This is a genomic window from Nocardioides sp., assembly GCF_014360585.1.
In the GTDB taxonomy this organism is placed as follows: domain Bacteria; phylum Actinomycetota; class Actinomycetes; order Propionibacteriales; family Nocardioidaceae; genus Nocardioides.
In genome coordinates this window covers 14,251-33,544 of the sequence record NZ_JACIXG010000041.1, presented here as the reverse complement: position 1 = coordinate 33,544, position 19,294 = coordinate 14,251, and the positions used below count along the sequence as shown (strand labels likewise).

Here is a 19,294-nt window from a genome sequence, read left to right as displayed (position 1 = left end):
CTCAGTTACCCCGACGGGGGCGGAGGAGCTCCTTGGCCATCAGCGCCGCCTGGGTGCGCCGCTGCACACCGAGCTTGGCCAGGATGCTGGAGACGTAGTTCTTGACCGTCTTCTCGGCCAGGAACATCCGGCCGGCGATCTCGCGGTTGGTCAGGCCCTCGCCGATGAGCGCGAGCAGGCGCTTCTCCTGGGGCGTGAGCGCCTGCATCTGCGCCGACTCGCCGTCAGGGTTGCGCATCTTCTCCATGACCTTCGCGGTCATCAGCGGGTCGAGCAGCGAGCCGCCGCCGGAGACGGTGCGGATCGCCTCGACGAGGTCGTTGCCGCGGATGTCCTTGAGCACGTAGCCCTTCGCTCCGGCCATGATCGCCGAGAAGAGCGCCTCGTCGTCGTCATAGGAGGTCAGGATGAGTGCGAGCATCTCGGGGTAGGCCGCTCGGACCTCCCGGCAGACCTCGATCCCCGAGCCGTCGGGGAGGCGGGCGTCGAGCACGCAGACGTCCGGCCGGAGGCGGTCGATGTCCTCGCGCGCCTGCGCGGTGGTGCCGCCCTGGCCCACGACCGCGATGTCGTCATGGCTGTCGAGCAGCGTCGTCAGCCCCTGACGCACGACCTCGTGGTCGTCGAGCAGGTAGACCCGGATCGTCCTCGTCTCGGTCAACACCGTCTCACTTCCCCCATTCGTTGAAGGGAGACCACGGTATCGGTCAGCCCCAGTCCGGTCGATGTGTGAGTGATCCACAGTACGGTTTTCGTGCCGCCATGCGGACCGACTCCCGTCTCACCTGTCGAGCCATCCTCCCGCGCGAGCACCTCGCGCGCCAGCGACTCGGCGGTCGAGGTGTCCAGATGGGCCAAAGGTTCATCCAGAACCAGGACCTTGTGCCCTGCCAGCAGCGACCTTGCCACCGCCAGTCGGGCGCGTTCGCCTCCGGAGACCTGGTCGGCGCCGTCGCCGAGCCTGGTCTGCATCCCTGCGGGCAGGGCGTCGAGCCAGTCGACGAGATGGGCACGCCGGATCGCCTGCTCGACCTCGTCATCGGTGGCTTCTGGCCGGGCCAGGCGGACGTTCTCGACGAGGTTGGAGGCGAAGACGTGCGGATCGTCGTCGACCAGACCGACGATCTTCCGTACGTCCTGGGGGTCCAGGTCGCGCGTCGGCCGACCGCCGAGCGCGATCGTGCCGGTCTCCGGGTCGAGGAAGCGCAGCAGCAGCGCGGCCAGCGTGCTCTTGCCGGAGCCGGAGGGTCCGACGATGCCGATCCTCGCGCCGGGCGCGGCGTGCAGGTCGGGGATCTCCACGCTCTGGCCGCCCTGGCCACCGGGGCGGGCGGTGACGCCGGTGATCGTGACCGTGGTGTCATCGGTCGGCCGCGCCGGGTGCTCGGGGGCGGTGACGGCCGGGCGGCGGCCGGTGAGGTCGTCCAGGCGTCTCTGCGCGGCTCGGGTGCGGGCCCTGGCCGCACCCGCGTCGGCGAGGGTCGCCGCGGGCTCGGCAAGCGCCAGCGGGACCAGAGCGAGAAGAGCGAGCATCGGGCCGTCGCCGACAGTGGTGTACGCCGCGGTCGCGGCGACCGCCGCGCCGGCGGTGATCAGGACGAGCGCCTTGGCGATCGAGGCGGCAGCAGCGGCCGTGACCGTCGCCCGGGTGGCGGTGCGGGCCAGACCGTCGAGGGTGTGCAGCACCGGCTCGCTCGCCTGCCACATCCGGCGCTCGGTCGCCGTCTGGGTCGCCTCGACCACCTGCTCGGACACTCTCGCCCGCACCGTGATCGAGATCTGCTCGGCGCGTGCTGCCCCTGCGTACGCGATCCCGAAGGCCGCGCCCGCCACCAGCACCGTGGCCGCGGTGAAGACCGCAGCGACCGGGTCGATGAGTGCGGTCGCCAGGACCGCGAGCGCCGCGACGACGGCGTACTCCCGGACCGGCAGCCGCACCCGCAGCTCCTCGTCGAGCACCGCGTCGACGTCGTCGACGACGCTGGCCAGCACGTCACCCCGGCGGCCCGGGAGCGCGCCGGGGACCAGCGGCACCAGCGCCTCGTAGATCTCGACCCGCCGCCTGGCCAGCAGCCTCAGCGCGCTGTCGTGGGACCACAGCCGCTCCAGGTAGCGCAGCACCGGCCGCGCGATCCCGAACGTACGCACCCCCACCATCGCGGCCACCAGCGTCAGGATCACCGGATGGTAGGAGGCCTTGATGATCAGCCACCCCGCCAGCGCCGTCAGCGCCACCCCCGACGCCCAGCTTAACCCGCCGACCACCGCCGACCCCCACAGCGCAACCCGGGCCGAGGCGTCAGGTACGTCGGTCGAAGCGTCACCCGCGTCGGTCGAGGCGTCACCCGCGTCGGTCGAAGCGTCACCGGTTGCCATCTGGGACGACGCAAGCGACGTCTCGGGCGACGCAAGCGACGCCTCGGGCGACGGGAGCGACTTCTCGGCCGACGCCCGTGACGTCTCGGCAGAAAGGGTGATGACGTGGTTGGCGAGGTCGATGAGGGTCTGGCGGTGGGCGACGAGGACGACGGCGCAGTGGCGGGCCAGGTCGGTGACCGTGTCGGCGATGATCCGCTCGGTGTCGGGGTCGAGATGGGCGGTGGGTTCGTCGAGGAGGACCCAGGGGCGCTCGGAGAGTACGACGCGGGCCAGCCCGAGCCGCGCCCGCTCACCACCCGAGAGCGAGCGGCCGTCTTCGGCCAGGTCGGCGTCGAGCCCACCGGAGAGCTCGGCGATCCGCTCGGCGAGCGCGACCCGCTTCAGTACGCGCCACAGGTCGCTCTCGGTCGCCTCCGGCGAGCCCAGACGCAGGTTGTCGGCGATCGTGCCGCTGACGAACACCGGCCGCTGGGGAAGGTAGGCGAAACGCTCTCGCCACTCGTCGCCCGCAGCGGGGGTCTGCCCGTCGAGCTCGACGGTGCCTGCGTACGTCTCGTGCAGGCCCGCGATCGTCGCGAGCAGCGTCGACTTACCGCACCCGCTCGGACCGACGATCGCGGTGATCCCCCGGTCCGGGACCGTCGCCGAGACCGGCATCAGCGCGGGCCGCTCCCGACCCGGGTAGGTCAGCCCCACCCCGTCGAGAACCATGCCGAGACGTCGCTCCCGTCGGTCGAGATGGCAATCGGTGACGTCTCGGCCGACGCGCGTGACGTCTCGGGAGAGATCTGCCGTCGCCTCGAGGGTGGCGCTGCCTTCGGCGGCGGCGTGGAACTCGGCGCCCATACGACGAAGGGGCCAGTAGGCCTCGGGAGCCAGCAGCAGGACCACGAGCGCGGTCTGCAGGTCGACCGATCCGGCGGCGAGCCGGACCCCGATCGTGACCGCGACGAGCGCGACCGCGATGGTCGCGACGAGCTCGAGCACCGCCGAGGAGGCGAAGGCGATCTTCAGGGTCTCGAGAGTGCGACGGCGGTAGCGGTCGGTGATCGTGGCGATGACCCGCGACTGTGCGTTGGCGCGGCCGAAGGCGACCAGGGTCGGCAGGCCCTTCATCACGTCGAGGAAATGACCGGCCAGCGCCGACATAGTCCGCCACTGGCTGGCCGCCTGGTCACGCGTGGTGAGCCCGACCAGCACCCCGAAGATCGGGATCAGCGGCAACGTGAGCCCCACGATGAGACCGCTGAGCGGGTCGGTCCAGACGATCACCGCAAGCACCATCACGGGCAGTACGCAGGCGAGCACCAGCGCCGGCACGTAGCGCGTCAGGTATGGCTCGGCGGCCGAGACCCCGCGCGTGGCCAGCGCGGACAGCGATCCCGAGCGACCCGCCTGCCCGCGCAGGATCGCGCCGACCACCCGGCGCCGCAGGTCCGCCCCGACGACCCCCGCCGCGCGGGCACCGGCGACGTCGGAGACGACCCCGACGACTGCCCGGCCGACGAAGACCGCCACGACGGCCAGGCCCCAGCCGCCCACCGCCCCCGACCCCGAGTCGCGGATCGCGCTGATGAGCAGTCCGGTGATCGCGTACGTCTGGGTGATCAGCAGCACCGCACCCAGCACCCCGGCGGCTACGACGACGGCCAGCGGCCGCCGGGCCACCGTCAGCTGGGCCCGCAGTCGGGGATCGTTCGGGCGCATCAGTGTCCGGCGGGGATGTTGTGGATCGAGATCCGCTTGCGGAAGATCCAATACGTCCAGGCCTGGTAGCCCACGACGATCGGCGCGAACACCGCCGCGACGATGGTCATCAGCTTCAGCGTGTAGGGCGACGCCGCGGCGTTCGTCGTCGTCAGCGAGTTGGCGAAGTCGGTGGTCGAGGGCATCACGTCGGGGAAGAGCCCCACGAAGAGCCCGGCCACGACCAGCCCGATCGCGATGAAGGTGCCCGTGAAGGCGACCCCCTCCCGGCCGACGTACGCCGCCCCGAGCCCACCCGCAAGTGCCAGCGCCGCCACGACGAAGAGCACGGCCGAGGCGAGGTTGCCGGTCAGCGCCTGCGTCCAGAACATGAACACGACGGCGAGCACGACCGCGGCGACACCGAGCCGCAGCGCCAGCGCACGGGCCCGGCCGCGGATCTCACCGTCGGTCTTGAGCGCGATGAAGAGCGCCCCATGGATCACGAACAGCGACATCGTGACGAGGCCGCCGAGGAGACCGTAGGGGTTGAGCAGCGACAGCGCCGTCCCGGTGAACTCGAAGTCGGCGTCGATCGGCACCCCGCGCACGATGTTGGCGAAGGCCACGCCCCACAGGAACGCCGGGACGTAGGACCCGAAGATCACCGCGCGGTCCCACCAGCCGGCCCAGGTGGCCGAGGGGCGCTGGTGGCGATACTCGAAGGCGACGCCACGCACGATCAGCGCGATCAGGATGAGGAAGACCGGCACGTAGAACCCGGAGATCAACGTGGCGTACCACTCCGGGAAGGCGGCGAAGGTGGCCCCGATCGCGGTCAGCAGCCACACCTCGTTGCCGTCCCAGACCGGGCCGATGGTGTTGATCATGACCCGCCGCTCGCGGTCGTCGCGGGCCAGCACTGGGAGCAGCATCCCGACACCGAAGTCGAAGCCCTCCAGGACGAAGTAGCCGATCCACAGCACTGCGATGAGGCAGAACCAGACAGTCGTGAGTTCCATTTTTACTCCGGTGATCGAGCTTGTCGAGATTCAGTACGCGAAGTTCATCGGCTCGTCGGCATCCGATTCGGAGCCGCGCAGGGTCGGGGAAGGCGGCTCGACGAACGGGTCCGGCCCCTTCTTCACGTACTTCATGAGCAGCCCGACCTCGATCACCGCCAGGACGGCGTAGAGGAGCGTGAAGCCGATCAGCGACATCCACACCTCCCAGGGCTCGACGCCCGGCGAGACTCCCTGAGCCGTGGTCAGGACACCGAAGACCACCCATGGCTGGCGGCCCATCTCGGTGAAGATCCAGCCCATCGAGTTGCCCAGCAGCACCATCACCGGCGCCGAGATCGCCAGCGCGGGCAGGAAGCGCGCGACCAGCCCGGTCGGCGTACGTCCCCGGCGGGTCAGCCACAGGACCGCCAGCCCGACGAGGGTGCCGGCCACACCGAGGCCCATCATCCAGCGGAAGGTCCAGTAGGTGACCGGGATGTTCGGGGTGTAGTCACCGGGCGAGTAGTAGGTCTCCCCCGGTGTCGACCCGTAGGTCTCCCGGTACTTCTCCTGCAGGTCGTAGATGCCCTCGACCTTGCCGTCGAAGGTGCCGGTGCCGAGGAAGGAGAGCACGCAGGGCACCTCGAGGGCCCACTTCTCGTGCTTGCCGTCGCGGGTGCCGATGGTGAGGATCGAGAACGGGGCGCACGACTCGGAGGTCTCCCACAGCGCCTCCGCGGCCGCCATCTTCATCGGCTGCACCTCGGTCATGATCTTGCCCTGGATGTCGCCCGAGACCGCCACACCGGCGCCGGAGAAGACCATGATCCAGGCCGCCAGGACCATCCCGCGCCGGTACATCGGGCGCTCTGCGTTGTTCTCACCCGGCCGGCGCAGGTAGAGCCAGCCGAGGATTCCGATCATGAAGGCCGCCGAGGTCAGGTACGCCGCGAGGATGACGTGCGGGAACGTACCCAGCTGCACCTTGTTGAACATCACCGCCCAGAAGTCGGTGAGCTCGGCGCGGCCGGTGATCTCGTTGAACCGGTAGCCGACCGGGTGCTGCATCCAGGAGTTGGCCGCGAGGATGAACCACGACGACGCCAGCGTGCCCAGATGGACGATCCACATGCACGCGTTGTGCAGCGCCCGCGGCAGCTTGTCCCAGCCGAAGATCCACAGTCCGAGGAAGGTCGACTCCAGGAAGAAGGCGAGCAGCGCCTCGATCGCCAGCGGCGCCCCGAAGACGTCCCCGACGAAGCGGGAGTAGTCCGACCAGGTCATCCCGAACTGGAACTCCTGCACGATCCCGGTGACCACACCGAGCGCGAAGTTGATCAGGAAGAGCTTCGCGAAGAACTTCGTCAGCCGAAGCCACTCAGGATTCTTCGTACGCAGCCAGATCGTCTCCAGCACGGCGACGAGCATGGTGAGTCCCACCGTGAGCGGGACGAACAGAAAGTGGTAGACGGTCACGATGCCGAACTGCCACCTGGCTAACTCCAGGACGCTGTCCACGCCAGTGACTATGACACCGCCGCTCGGAGCGCCTCAGCACCCCCTCTGTCGGGGGTGCGCGACTTGTGAGCCACCCCACCTGGACCCAGAAATCGGACCCAGAAACCGGACCCAGGAAAACCGAAACCCGGCCGCCCTGGGCTCGAGGTCACGACCGCGGGGGGATGATCGCGACCTCGAGTCCGGGACGGCCGGGCTCTCAGGTCTTCGTGTCACCGGCACCGCAATCAGATGGGGGGAGCTGTTGCGGCGACAGGTGTCACTCAGTGACTCAGGCTGAGGCGTACCTCAACCCGTGAGATCACTATCTCATCATTTGCGGCCATACGTTGCGGTCTCGGACGGACTGTTTACGTACTGTAAACAGTTGACCTGCGTATCAGTGGCCCCAATACGCGGGCGATACAGCGTCCCCACAGAAAATCCGGTATGCATTTGGATGTACCTTGAGGACCGGGGGGTGGCCATGTCGGATCAAGAAGGCGTCCTCGCGCGGGTGGTCCACGAGGTCACGGACTACGTCGGCGCGGGCCTGAGCGTCCACCTGGTTGGCCCCCGGGGCTCCGGGCGCAGCGAGCTCTGCGCACTGGTCGCAGACCGGCTCGAGGACGATGGTCTGCCAGTGCTCCATGTCGGCGGCCATCGCGCGTGGCAGAACGAGCCGTTCGCAGCGCTGACCGCAGCCGGCATCGGTGGCGCGACCCCCGCCGGCCCCCGTCGCACCATCGGCGAGATGACCACGGCGCTGAACAAGCAGGTCGAGAACGGCACCGTTCTGGTCATCGACGACGCCGATGCGCTCGACACCTACTCGGTCGGCGCGCTGCGCAACATCCACCGCCGGCGCCGGCTCCTGGCCGTGACCAGCAGCCGTCACCAGCACCCCGTCGCCGAGAACACCCTGATGCTCGGGATCGCCCCCTCGGTCCAGGTCCGCACCCCGACGCTCGAGGTCGACGAGGTGCACGAGGAGTGCCGATCGATCCTCGGCGGCCCGGTGGAGGCCGGGTCCCTGGCCCGCATCGCGATGGTGACCGGCGGCCTGCTCGGCCTGGTCAGGGCGATCGCCACCATCGGCCCCCGGGCAGGAGTGCTGGAGCAGCTCGACGGGCTGTGGCGGCTGCCGCGGCGTACGGGTTGGGCGCCGGAGCTGGCCTCGGCCGTCGAGCCTCTCGTCGCCGGGCTCGACCAGGAGGCCTGGGATGCCGCGACCGCGCTCGCGGTGACCGGACCGGTGCCGCTGGACGAGGCCGAGAAGATCATCGAGCGCCGCGTGCTGGACGCGCTCTTCGCCCACGGGATCGCCAGGCACAGCGAGGACGGCCCCGGAAGCGGGGTCGTCGGCCTCTACCCACCGGTCATCGGCGACTACCTGATCGCCGAGGGGTCTGCGTTCGGTCTGGTGATCGCACGCAACCATCTCGCCACCGAGCAGCGGCTTCTCGACTACGCCACCCACCGGCCGCGCGGCGCCGACGCGGCCCTGCTCCACCAGCGCTCGCTGCGCCAGATGGCCGACACCGTCGCCCGCGCACGCAGCCGCTGGACCGAGATGCCCTCGGCCGAGACGGCGCTGCCGCTGCTCATGGCGCTCCGCAACACGGCCGCACCGCGCGACCAGATCGAGGAGCTCGAGCGGCGTACGCCGTTGACAGACGGGCAGGAGTCGGCCTGGTTGCTGGCCTGGTTCGCCAACTGGAAGGCGATCGAGCTGGGTGACCTGGACGCGGCGAACGAGGTGCTCGACCGGGGCCTCGAACGGCTGCCCGGTTTCGCGGCGACCTTGGAGGGCGCGCGGGCTCACCTGCGGTTCCAGACCGAGTACGTCCCTGAGCTGCCGACCGTCGAGCCCGGCCCACGAGACGAGGTCGGCGCCGAGGTGCTCGGCGTCGTCGCTGCCGAGCGCCTCCTCGCCGCCGGGGCGGTCGAACAAGCCCGCAACCTGCTGGAGGGCCAGCGCCCACAGATGCCCTATCCGGCCGGCCTGCACGCCTTCCTCACCGGCTTGGCCGACGTCTTCGGCGGCGACGTGGAGCGCGGCATCGACTCCGCCCATGACCACCTCGAGGCGGCGACCCAGGGTGAGAGCGCGGAGCTCATCCTGATCCATGCCTACCTCAGCGTGCTCGGCCTGAGCATCGCAGGACGGCTGACCGAGGCGAGCCAGGTCGCGTTCCGCACCCTCTCCTCCTCCAGCGTCGCCGCCCACCGCGACCTCGCCCACACCGGCATCCTGACCCTGGGCGCCGAGATCGCCAAGGCGCAGGGCCGGCCGGAGTATGCGCGCAGTCTCGCCTCCCAGATCGGCGGTGCGAAGGTCCCGCTCGGCCCGTGGCCCGGCATGGTGGCCGGCATCATGGCGCCCTCCAGCGGCCGGATGCCGAGCCTCAAGGAGCTGTGCGAGCTCGTCGGCCAGCGCCTCGATGCCGGCTACGTCACCGGCGGGGTCTTCCTCGCCGTCGAGGCGGTCGAGCGCGGCGCCAACGAGAACAGGCACATCGCCCGCGCGGCCGCCCTCGCCGCCGAGACCGAGAGCCCGCTGCTGCAGGGCATGGGAGCGTACGCAGCGACCGCCGCCTCCGGGGACATCGACGGCCTCCGCGAGGCGATCGTGACCCTCGCCGACGCCGGCGCCCTCGTCTTCGTGACCAGAGCCGCGATCTCCCTGGCCATCCTCCAGCGTGAGGCCGGCGACCTCGCCGCGGCCGCGGAGACCCTCGACATGGCGTGGGAGCGCTCGGAGATCTCCGGGAGCCGCACCGGCATGTTCGGCCGCGCGGTGACCCACATCGGGCTCTCCGCGCGCGAGAGCGAGGTGCTGCGGCTGCTGCCCGATGGACCGACCACCGCCTCGCTGGCAGCCGACCTGGAGATGAGCACCCGCACGGCCGAGACCCACCTGCACAACATCAGCCGCAAGACCGGGGTCTCCGGCCGCGAGGACCTCACCCGGGTGGCCAGCACCTGGCTGCGGCCCATCCCGAACGGCGATTACTCAGCAGGCGTCAGGCACTTCACCAGCGGGTCGTAGAGCTCCTTGCTGGCCAGTTGGTCGGCCTTCGACAGATCCGCCGGGCTGATCTTGGCGACATCCTCGGCCTCGACCAGGAGGCGCACCGCCTCGTCGGAGAGATCCGACTCGTAGTAGGTCTTCGCCAGACACGCGGACTGGTCCTCGGTCACCTGGTCCCCGCTGGTCTTGGCGATCTGGGCCTCGATGTCGTCGACGCTGGGCCGGTCGCCACCCTTGCTGCCATCGCCGGCACCACATCCGGTCAACGAGAGCATCGTGATCAGAAGGGCCGCGGCGATGGCCGACCGGCGCGTGTGGGGGTACGCGATCATGAGCAGGCATCATGGCGTACGCCACCCTCCCCCGCTAGAGGGAGGGTGGCCTTGGGCTCAGGAGCTGGTCAGGAAGAAGAGCAGGTCCTGACGGGTGAGGACACCGACGGGCTTGCCGTCCTCGTGCACCAGCAGCGCGTCGGAGGAGCCCAGCGTGTGGGCCGCCTCCTGGGCGCCGGCGCCAGAGCCGATCGTGGGCAGCGGCGGAGACATGTGCTCCTCGACCGGGTCGGTGAGCTTGGCCTTGCCGGTGAACAGCGCGTCCAGCAGGGTCCGCTCCGAGACCGATCCGGCGACCTCCGCAGCCACGATCGGCGGCTCGGCGCGCACGACGGGCATCTGCGAGACGCCGTACTCCTGCAGGATGTGCACCGCCTCGGCGATCGTCTCGCCGGGGTGGGTGTGGACCAGGTCGGGAAGCCGGCCGGACTTGCCGCGCAGCACGTCACCGACGGTCTGCTTGGCCGCCTCGCCGGTCGCGAAGCCGTACTGAGCCAGCCACTCGTCGTTGAACACCTTGGTCAGGTAGCCGCGCCCGGAGTCGGGGAGCAGCACGACGATCACGGCGTTCTCCCCCTCCGGCGTGCCGGCCAGCTCCTCGGCGAGCTGCTTGGCGGCGTACGCAGCCATGCCGGCGCTGCCGCCGACGAGCAGCTGCTCCTCGCGGGCGAGCCGGCGGGTGTAGGCGAAGGAGTCGGCGTCGGAGACCTCGATGATCCGGTCGGCGATGCCGCGGTCGTACGTCTCCGGCCAGAAGTCCTCGCCGACGCCCTCGACCAGGTAGGGCCGACCGGTGCCGCCGGAGTAGACGCTCCCGGCGGGGTCGGCGCCGATCACCTGGACGTCAGGGTTCTGCTCCTTGAGGTAGCGGCCGATTCCGGAGATCGTGCCGCCGGTGCCGACGCCGGCCACGAAGTGGGTGATCCTGCCTTCGGTCTGGCGCCAGATCTCGGGGCCGGTCTCCTCGTAGTGGGAGCGCGGGTTGTTGAGGTTGGCGTACTGGTTCGGCTTCCAGGCGCCGGGCTGCGAGGCGAGCCGGTCGCTGACGTTGTAGTAGGAGTCCGGGTGCTCGGGCGGCACGGCCGTGGGCGCGACGACGACCTCGGCTCCATAGGCCCTCAACACGTTGCGCTTGTCCTCGCTGACCTTGTCGGGGCAGACGAAGACGCACTTGTAGCCGCGCTGCTGGGCGACCATCGCCAGGCCGACGCCGGTGTTGCCGGAGGTGGGCTCGACGATCGTCCCACCGGGCTCGAGCTCACCGGAGGCCTCGGCCGCATCGATCATCCGGATGGCGATGCGGTCCTTCACCGAGCCGCCCGGGTTGAGATATTCCACCTTGGCCAGAACCAACGGTCCCGCGCCGGGCTCGGAGGCCCCGGCGCCGTCCAACGCGCGCTGCATCCGCACGAGCGGAGTGTTGCCGATAAGGTCGAGAAGCGAGTCCACGTACTCCATACCGACAGCGTATGTCCACTAGGTGAGATCCCCTATATCCCGATACTGAGTGCCCGGTAATGGGCCGAAGACTTTAGAGTGGTCCACGTGGCGAAGAAGAGTCTGGCTCGCAAGACCGCGTACGCCGGCGGTGGTGTCCTGGCCGCGACGGCTGCGTTCGCCGGGATCCTCGTCGCCGAAGCGGCGCTTGCTGTCCGGGCGACGCACCAGGTCAAGATGCCGGTGGCTCCATCCCCGACAGGGTGGTACGGAGCACGTCAGGCGGGCCGCCCGATCAACATCGCGCTGCTTGGCGACTCGAGCGCCGCCGGCTACGGGATGACCGAGGTCGAGGACACGCCCGGTGCCGTGCTCGCCTCCGGGGTGTCCGAGAAGGCCAACCGGCCGGTGCGGCTGCACGATCTGTCCGAGATCGGCGCCAAGTCCTCCGACCTGCACCCGCAGGTCGAGAAGGCGATCGCCGCCGACGCCGACATCGCGGTCATCCTGGTCGGCTCCAACGACGTGATCCGCCGGGTGCGCCCGCGGGTCGCGGTGAGCCACCTCGCCCAGGCCGTCATCCGGCTCCAGGAGGCCGGCGTGAGGGTGCTTGTCGGCACCGTCCCCGACCTCAGCACGGCCACCCCGATCCTGCCGCCGCTGCGCTCGATCATGCGAGCCTGGTCGATCCGCATCGCCGCCGGCCAGATGTTCCACGTCGTCCGCGCCGGTGGCCACACCGTGTCGCTGGGTGACGTCCTCGGGCCGGCCTTCAAGGCCACCCCGGCGTTCTGGTTCGGCGCCGACCTGTTCCACCCCTCCGCCGCCGGCTACCAGGCCCTCGGCGAGGTGCTGGTCCCGCCGACGCTCTCGGTGCTGGGCCTCGTGGGCGACGAGAACGCGATCCTGGAGACCTACAACGGCAAGCAGGTGATGCCGCTCGCGGCCGCCTCGCTCCGCGCCGTCATCCGGCCAGGGACCGAGATCGACCCGGCGCCGCGCCCCCGTGGCCGCGTCGGCCGCAACTGGGCCCGTGCCCGCTCCTTCGAGAACGAGCAGCGCCCGCCCCACCGTGGCGAGCGTCCTTCCGAGACTCCCCCGCCCGCCGTGCGGCAACCCGCTCGCTAGCACCCGCTGGTCGGGCCAGGGCTCACGCTGGTCGAGCCGCCGGAGCCGCTAGGCGAAGGCGTGTCGAGACCAACACAGTCGCGTACGAACGAAACCGCCTGCTCCTTGTTGGAGCAGGCGGTTCGTTGATGTGTTGGTCTCGGCTCGCCAGCGCCGCTTCGCAAGCTCAGCGGCGCGCTCGCTCGACCTGATCGACCTACGCGGCCTTCACTCCTTCGTCGTGAAGGCCGCTGACCGATCAATCCTGCTGGAAGATCGCCAGGAGGCGGAGCAGGTTGGTGTAGATCCAGACGAGGCTGACGGTCAGGCCGAAGACGGCGCGCCACGACTCACGCTCAGGAAGCTGGGCGGCGATGCCCTGCTCGATCATGTCGAAGTCGAGGATCAGCATGAACACACCGAGCGCGAGGCCGGCGATGGCGGTGATCATGCCGAGGGTGCCGAGGCCGAAGAGACCGAAGCTGGCACCGAACATGCCGAGCACGACCTCCATCAGGCTCAGCCCCACCATGCCGAACATGGCGGCGATCACGAACGTGCGGAACTTCGCGCCGACCTTGATGTTGAAGAACTTGTAGGCGGCCAGCGTGCCTGCGAAGGCGGCGAAGGTGCCGATCACGGCCTGGACGACGATGCCGCCGCCGATCATGGCGTCGAACACCTTGCTCAGCGCGCCCAGGGCGATGCCCTCGACAAGGGCGAACGCCAGGACCAGAGCCGGGCTGACCACGCGCTTGAACGAGTTGACCAGGGACAGGATGAAGGCGGCACCGGCGCCGAGGGTTGCGGCCATGTAGAGCGGCCCAAGGCTGGCGGTGGAGCTGATGTCGGGGGTCAGGACCCACGTCGCGATGGCGGCGAGGAAGACCACGCCGAGCGTGATCGCACCCTTCTGCACCACCGAGTCGATCGTCATGGGGGCACTCGTGGTCGGAGCCTGGGGGCCGCCTGTCGACCACTGGCTCGGGTCCTGCCCATAGCCGGCGTACGGAGCTCCGTTGCCGCCGTAGGTCTGGTTGCCGTAGGCGTTGTGCGACGGCTGCCCGAAGCCCTCCGACCGACGGAACACCGGGTTGTTGCTCTGCATCTGGTGGTCACTCCTCGAAAGCGACTGGAAAGATCCCGCCACGGTGGCGGCTCCTGTGGGCCAGCGTACCGGCCCTGTGTCTCACTCAACGTCCGGGACAACCCCGATGTTCCGGGAACACAAAGGGTGCCCCGGGTGGGACTCGAACCCACATCTGGACGAGTTTAAGTCGTCATCCTCTGCCAGTTGGGACACCGGGGCGAACAGCCAGACCCTAGCGTCATAAGTATGTCTGGCGCTGATGAAGCGCGTGCGCCCCGGCCACCCGGTCGATGAAGAGCAGACCGTCGGTGTGGTCGATCTCGTGCTGCAGGCAGCGGGCCTCGAAGGCGTCGGTGACGATCTCGACGGTCTCGCCGGTGACCGGGAGCTGGCCGCGTACCTTCAGGCGGGAGGCCCGCTTCACGTCACCGGTCAGGTCGGGGACGGACATGCAGCCCTCGCGCGCCTTCTCGTTGCGGCTGGCCTCGACGACCTCCGCGTTGCACAGGACGTACGTCCCGTGGTGGGTCTTGGTCTTGACGTGGGTGGAGACGTCGACGCAGAAGACCCGGGCCGAGACCCCGACCTGGTCGGCGGCCAGGCCCACGCAGCCGGGCGAGACGCGCATGGTGGCGATCAGGTCGGCGGCCAGCTGGACGGTCTCGGGAGCGGTCGGGTCGACGTCCTCGCCTGGCACGGACAGGACCTGTGCGGGGGCACGTACGACGTCGAGGACCTTGCCCTCGACGCCCAGCTCGGCCTCCGTCCAGGCCAGCACCCGCTCGTTCACGCTCACAGGTCGTCGGCCTCGATCGGCCGCAGGCTGGCGTCGACGCCGAGCTCCTGGGTGGCCCGCTCGATCGCGGACTCCAGCGCTGCGACGTCGGCGTCGGCCGGCAGCTCGAGCTCGGCGACGACGACGTAGAGGTCGCCGGAGAGACGGGTGGTGAGGTCGGTGATGTTGCCGCCGGCGGCGGCGATCTCGGCCGTCACCGTGGAGACGATGCCGGGGCGGTCGCCACCGTGCACGGAGAGTACGAAGAGCCGGCCTGCGCCGGCCGCGGCCTGCTCCTCGGGGAGCTCGTAGACCGTGACCGTCAGGGTGCCGTCGGACGCGATCGGCTCGAGGTCGGCCCGGATGGCCTCCGTGGTCGCCTCTCCCGCGCAGAGCAGCGTCATCGCGAAGTGACCGCGCAGCCGGGTCATCGTCGAGTCCTCGAGGTTCAGCCCGAGTCCGGCCAGGCGGGCGGTGGTGTCGGCGATGATCCCCGGGCGGTCGTGTCCCAGGACGGTGATGGCGTGGATGGTCACCAGACCATTGTCACCCGCGGCCCGCCGATGGCGGACCGCGGGTGACTCAGATGGACTTCGACGGCTGGATCAGCCGCGGAACCACTTGTCCTTCTCCTCCTGGGAGGGCTCGACCGGCTCGGGAGCGAACTCGGGCGCGGTCTCCGAGGTGGGCTTGACGGCGGTGTCGCCGCCGCCCAGGTCGTCGTAGGAGGTCTTGTCCGAGTCGGAGTCGGAGCCGGCCGGCGGGGGCGGCACCTCGGTGGCGTAGGGGTCGGCGGGCGCGATCGGGTCGGTGAGCGGGTCACCGGTGACCCCGGCCTGCGGGGCGGACGGCGCCGGCGGAGCCGGCGGGTAGCCGCCGTACTCGCTGGTCGAGGACGAGTCCGTGGCCGACTCGGGCGCGGGCGGAGCCTCCGCGATAGGGGTGCCTGTGGCAGGCGTAGCGGTGGACTCGGAGGCCGACTCGGTGTGGTGCAGCTTCTCGGAGGCGACGTCGGCCGCGGCCGCGACCTTCTCCCGGGCCTGATCCGCGTACGGACCGGCCTTCTCCTTCACCGTGGCGGCATAGGGGCTCGCCTTGGCCATGGCGGCCTCGGCATAGGGAGCAGCCTTCTCCTTGAGGGGCGCCGCCTTCTCCGAGGCGGTCGCGAGGGCCGACTGGACGCGCGGGTCATGGCTGACCTTGTTCGCGCCGGCCTTCAGCTGCTCAGACTTGTTCTTGACCAGCACGCCGACACCAGCAGCAGCGATGGCAAACAGGATGAGCTTTTTCACTTCTTGACCTTCCGAGAGACGGTTTGGTTCTGTTTGATGGGTGGGTCGGTGAACCCAAACCTAGGCGCCAAACACAAAGATCAAGTCCCCCGACATGCCTAGTCTCTAACGGACCAGGCTATTCCGTCGAGGATGTCGGACTCGGAGACCAGCAGAGAGCCAGCGCTCGAGCGCCTCAGGATCCGGTCGAGGATCAGCCCGCCGGCCGCGATCACGTCGGCTCGCCCGGGGTGCATCCAGGGCAGCGCGAGCCTCTCCTCGACGGTCATCGCGAGGAGTCGCTCGACGAGCCCGTAGACCTCGTCGGGAGAGAACTCGGCGTGGTCGGTGACGGTGCGGTCGTACGCCGCCAGCTCGAGCAGCCCCATGGTCAGCTGGACGGCGGTGCCGCCGACCACGACCACGGACCCGGCGGCCGCCGGATCGACAGGGCAGCCATCGAGATGGTCGTCGATGTCGCGTACGCAGGCCTCGATCTCCGCACCCGTGGGCGGGTCGGAGCGCAGATGGCGCTCGTGGAGACGCACGGAGCCGATGTCCATCGAGTCGCTGCTGGTCGGCGTCGGGCCCTCACCGAGGATCAGCTCGGTCGAGCCGCCACCGATGTCGATCACCAGCAGCGGTGGCGGCGGGGTGCCACGCAGGTTGCGGACGGCGCCGCCGAAGGAGAGCGCCGCCTCCTCCGCGCCGGTGACGACCTCGGGCGTGACGCCCAGGCGAGCGCGTACGCCGTCGGTGAAGGTCGCCGCGTTGGCGGCATCCCGGGTGGCCGAGGTGGCGACGAAGCGCACCTTCTGGACGTCGTGCTCGCGGATCAGCGCGGCGTACTCGTCGATGGCTCCGAAGGCTCGCTCCAGAGCCTCGCCGGCGAACACACCGGTGCGGTCGACACCTTGGCCGAGACGGACCATGCGGGCCTCGCGTACGTCCTCGGTCAGGCCGTCGGGCGTGACGGTGGCGATCAGGAGCTTGATCGTGTTGGTGCCGCAGTCGATGGCAGCGACCTTCGTCACTGCTCCTCGTCCTCGAGCTCCAGATCCACGCACGGACCGGACTTCCACCACTCGCCGAGCCGCTCGAGCACCTCGTCGCCGAGAGGGTTCACGCCCGGACCCTGAGCCAGCGCCTGGCCCGCGAGGACGTGCAGGCACTTGACCCGATTCGGCATCCCACCTGCGGAGATGCCGTGGATCTCGGGCGGGTCGCCGAGCTCGTAGCGAGCCTCGAGATAGGCCTCGTGGGCCTTGGCGTAGGCGGCGGCGAGCTCCTCGTCGGTGGCCAGCCGCGCCTCCATGTCCTTCATCACGTGGGTGCCCTCGAGGGTGCCGATCTTCGAGGCCGCACGCGGGCAGGTGAGATAGAAGGTCGTGGGGAAAGGCGTGCCGTTGGGCAGCCGCGGCTCGGTGGTCACCACGTCGGGCAACGAGCACGGGCAGCGGTGCCCGACCTCGTGGATCCCCCGTGGCTCGCGTCCCAGCTGTGCCGCGATCGCGGACACGTCCTTGGGATCGATGGCCATGTCTTAGTCCTTCTTCTGCTTGGGCGGGTCGATCTCCGACTCCGGCCCGTCTCCTGTCTGCTCCGGCGGGTCACCGGCCAGCAGCACGGAACCCCACGCATCGTCCCACCACGCCTTCGGCTGCTCCGCACTGCCCACCGAGTCGGGGTCGGTGAGCTCCGGCTCGGTCTGGATCCGCTCGCCGTTCTCGTCGAGGGCGACGTACGCCGTCTCCCCGGGCATCACATACCCGAACCGCTCCCGGGCCTGCTGCTGGACGTAGGCCGGGTCCTCCCAGCGACGGGTCTGCTCCTCGAGGCGCTTGATGTGCTCCTTGCGCTCGGCGATCTCGGTCTGGAGGGCGTTGATGTCGTTGCGCTGCTGGATGTAGGCACGCAGCGATGAGGCGTAGGAGATCACCAGCACCGCGACGACCAGGATGATCATCATCGCCCGGCCGGTGAGCCTGGGCCGGCGCAGTCGCTTGCGCAGCGTCTCGAAGCCGCCGATCGATGCCGGCCGGGGCGAGATCGGGGCGCGCGGCCGCCGCCCCGGGCCCTGCGGAGCCCGAGGACCGCGTACGCGCTTGTTCTGTCCCGGTCCCTGCGTTGCCACGTCGCTCATCCTCCCATCTGAGACCAGCGAGTCGGCGCATCCTGACCGCAAACCTCGCCGAGTCGGCTCGTCATGACGCGCCGACTCGGCAGGGATCTTGTCAGGATGCGCCGACTCGGCGCTGGATCAGGCCTGGTAGCGCGGGAAGGCCGAGGCGCCGGCGTAGCGGGCGGCCTCGCCGAGCTCGTCCTCGATGCGGAGGAGCTGGTTGTACTTCGCGACGCGCTCGGAGCGGGCCGGGGCACCGGTCTTGATCTGGCCGGAGCCGACGGCGACGGCGAGGTCGGCGATGGTGGTGTCCTCGGTCTCGCCGGAGCGGTGGGACATCATCGTCTTGAAGCCGGCGCGGTGGGCCATGTCGACCGCGTCGAGGGTCTCGGTGAGCGTGCCGATCTGGTTGACCTTGACCAGCAGAGCGTTGCCCTGGCCGCCCGCGATGCCGCGGGCGAGGCGCTCGACGTTGGTGACGAACAGGTCGTCGCCGACGAGCTGGGTCTTGGAGCCGATGGCGTCGGTGATCGCCTTCCAGCCGTCCCAGTCCTCCTCGTCGAGGGGATCCTCGATGGAGACGATCGGGTAGGACGCGACGAGCTCCTCGTAGTAGGAGGTCATCTCCTCGGCGGTCTTCTTGGCGCCCTCGAAGAGGTACGCCCCGTCCTGGTAGAACTCGGAGGCGGCCACGTCGAGCGCGAGGACGACGTCCTTGCCGAGCTCGTAGCCGGCCTTGCCCACCGCCTCGGCGATCAGGTCGAGCGCGGCGCGGTTGGAGTCCAGGTTGGGCGCGAAGCCACCCTCGTCGCCGAGGCCCGTGGCCAGGCCCTGAGTCTTCAGGACGGCCTTCAGGGCGTGGTAGACCTCGGCGCCCACGCGCAGCGCCTCGGCGAAGGTCGGTGCGCCGATCGGCGCGATCATGAACTCCTGGATGTCCACGTTGGAGTCCGCGTGGGAGCCACCGTTGAGGATGTTGAGCATCGGGACCGGGAGCACGTGGGCGTTGGGGCCACCGACGTAGCGGAACAGGGAGAGGCCTGCCGAGTCGGCGGCGGCCTTCGCCACGGCGAGCGAGACCCCGAGGATGGCGTTGGCGCCCGCGGTCGCCTTGTTGGGGGTCGCGTCGGCCTCGATCATCGCCTGGTCGATGGCGCGCTGGTCGTCGGCGTCGAAGCCCTCGACCGCCGGCGCGAGCGTCTCCACGACGGCGGTGACAGCGTTCTGCACACCCTTGCCGCCGTAGCGCTCGCCGCCGTCGCGCAGCTCGACGGCCTCGAAGGCGCCGGTCGAGGCGCCGCTGGGAACCTGGGCGCGGGCGAAGGTGCCGTCGTCGAGGACGACCTCGACTTCAACGGTCGGGTTGCCTCGTGAATCGAGGATCTCGCGGGCGCCTACGGCTTCGATCGATGCCACTGAACTACTCCTGGGGTCAGGGACGGGGTGTCGTCCGTCAGCCTATTACCCGGCCGGATGGGCCTGGCGATTGGAACGTTAACCGGTCGGTAGGACCTCTCCTGCCTGCGCCCACCTGGTGTTCACGCCGAGGTCGGCACCTCG

The 19,294-nt window shown here is 69.9% G+C and carries 16 protein-coding genes and 1 tRNA gene; 2 read left to right on the top strand and 15 right to left on the bottom strand.

The annotated features are described in order from the left end of the window. Position 1: 1 nt before the first annotated feature. The 4 genes from H5T77_RS14820 to H5T77_RS14805 are packed head-to-tail and all read right to left on the bottom strand — an operon-like array spanning position 2 to position 6,587. A complete protein-coding gene (locus tag H5T77_RS14820) occupies positions 2-664 on the bottom strand; it encodes a response regulator (RefSeq protein WP_292650482.1) in 663 nt (220 codons plus the stop codon). After that, positions 658-4,086 (bottom strand): thiol reductant ABC exporter subunit CydD, encoded by a 3,429-nt coding sequence (gene cydD, locus H5T77_RS14815; RefSeq protein ID WP_292650480.1) that lies wholly within the window; start codon positions 4,084-4,086, stop codon positions 658-660. The genes H5T77_RS14820 and cydD overlap by 7 nt, the downstream gene beginning before the upstream one ends. After that, positions 4,086-5,087 (bottom strand): cytochrome d ubiquinol oxidase subunit II, encoded by a 1,002-nt coding sequence (gene cydB, locus H5T77_RS14810; RefSeq protein WP_292650478.1) that lies wholly within the window; start codon positions 5,085-5,087, stop codon positions 4,086-4,088. The genes cydD and cydB overlap by 1 nt, the downstream gene beginning before the upstream one ends. Positions 5,088-5,117: 30 nt before the next feature. Beyond that, a complete protein-coding gene (locus H5T77_RS14805) occupies positions 5,118-6,587 on the bottom strand; it encodes a cytochrome ubiquinol oxidase subunit I (RefSeq protein ID WP_292650476.1) in 1,470 nt (489 codons plus the stop codon). A gap of 466 nt (positions 6,588-7,053) precedes the next feature. Between H5T77_RS14805 and H5T77_RS14800 the strand changes: the two genes are divergently transcribed. Beyond that, positions 7,054-9,618: a LuxR C-terminal-related transcriptional regulator gene (locus tag H5T77_RS14800; RefSeq protein ID WP_292650474.1), complete on the top strand. Its 2,565-nt coding sequence runs from the start codon at positions 7,054-7,056 to the stop codon at positions 9,616-9,618. On the opposite strand, the gene H5T77_RS14795 is transcribed toward H5T77_RS14800, so the two are convergent. Continuing rightward, positions 9,579-9,932 (bottom strand): hypothetical protein, encoded by a 354-nt coding sequence (locus tag H5T77_RS14795; protein WP_292650472.1) that lies wholly within the window; start codon positions 9,930-9,932, stop codon positions 9,579-9,581. The two genes, H5T77_RS14800 and H5T77_RS14795, sit on opposite strands and share 40 nt — an antisense overlap. A gap of 57 nt (positions 9,933-9,989) precedes the next feature. Then, entirely contained in the window at positions 9,990-11,390 is a 1,401-nt protein-coding gene (locus tag H5T77_RS14790) for a cystathionine beta-synthase (protein WP_292650470.1), read from the bottom strand. Positions 11,391-11,477: 87 nt separating this feature from the next. Here H5T77_RS14790 and H5T77_RS14785 point away from each other — a divergent pair, with 87 nt between their 5' ends. After that, positions 11,478-12,497: an SGNH/GDSL hydrolase family protein gene (locus tag H5T77_RS14785; RefSeq protein WP_292650468.1), complete on the top strand. Its 1,020-nt coding sequence runs from the start codon at positions 11,478-11,480 to the stop codon at positions 12,495-12,497. Between the two features lie 238 nt (positions 12,498-12,735). On the opposite strand, the gene H5T77_RS14780 is transcribed toward H5T77_RS14785, so the two are convergent. The 9 genes from H5T77_RS14780 to eno form a co-directional block, all read right to left on the bottom strand. Then, the gene (locus H5T77_RS14780; protein ID WP_292650466.1) at positions 12,736-13,584 is read right to left on the bottom strand and encodes a Bax inhibitor-1/YccA family protein; all 849 of its coding nucleotides are present in this window, start codon (positions 13,582-13,584) and stop codon (positions 12,736-12,738) included. 127 nt (positions 13,585-13,711) lie between these two features. After that, positions 13,712-13,785: transfer RNA gene (locus tag H5T77_RS14775), tRNA-Leu, on the bottom strand. Positions 13,786-13,804: 19 nt separating this feature from the next. Continuing rightward, positions 13,805-14,362: a peptide deformylase gene (gene def / locus H5T77_RS14770; RefSeq protein ID WP_292650464.1), complete on the bottom strand. Its 558-nt coding sequence runs from the start codon at positions 14,360-14,362 to the stop codon at positions 13,805-13,807. Continuing rightward, positions 14,359-14,877, bottom strand: a complete 519-nt coding sequence (locus tag H5T77_RS14765; protein ID WP_292650463.1) for a glycine cleavage system transcriptional repressor — start codon at positions 14,875-14,877, stop codon at positions 14,359-14,361. Before H5T77_RS14765 ends, def begins: the two co-directional genes overlap by 4 nt. Before the next feature lie 69 nt (positions 14,878-14,946). Next, on the bottom strand, positions 14,947-15,633 hold the full coding sequence (locus H5T77_RS14760) for a hypothetical protein (protein WP_292650461.1): 687 nt from the start codon (positions 15,631-15,633) through the stop codon (positions 14,947-14,949). A 98-nt stretch (positions 15,634-15,731) separates the two neighbouring features. Continuing rightward, on the bottom strand, positions 15,732-16,646 hold the full coding sequence (locus H5T77_RS14755) for a Ppx/GppA phosphatase family protein (protein WP_292650459.1): 915 nt from the start codon (positions 16,644-16,646) through the stop codon (positions 15,732-15,734). Beyond that, positions 16,643-17,152 (bottom strand): DUF501 domain-containing protein, encoded by a 510-nt coding sequence (locus H5T77_RS14750; RefSeq protein ID WP_292650457.1) that lies wholly within the window; start codon positions 17,150-17,152, stop codon positions 16,643-16,645. Before H5T77_RS14750 ends, H5T77_RS14755 begins: the two co-directional genes overlap by 4 nt. 3 nt (positions 17,153-17,155) lie before the next feature. Next, complete coding sequence (locus H5T77_RS14745; RefSeq protein WP_292650455.1) at positions 17,156-17,746, bottom strand: FtsB family cell division protein; 591 nt, start codon at positions 17,744-17,746, stop codon at positions 17,156-17,158. A 126-nt stretch (positions 17,747-17,872) separates the two neighbouring features. Then, the gene (eno, locus tag H5T77_RS14740) at positions 17,873-19,150 is read right to left on the bottom strand and encodes a phosphopyruvate hydratase (protein ID WP_292650454.1); all 1,278 of its coding nucleotides are present in this window, start codon (positions 19,148-19,150) and stop codon (positions 17,873-17,875) included. Between the last annotated feature and the right edge of the window lie 144 nt (positions 19,151-19,294).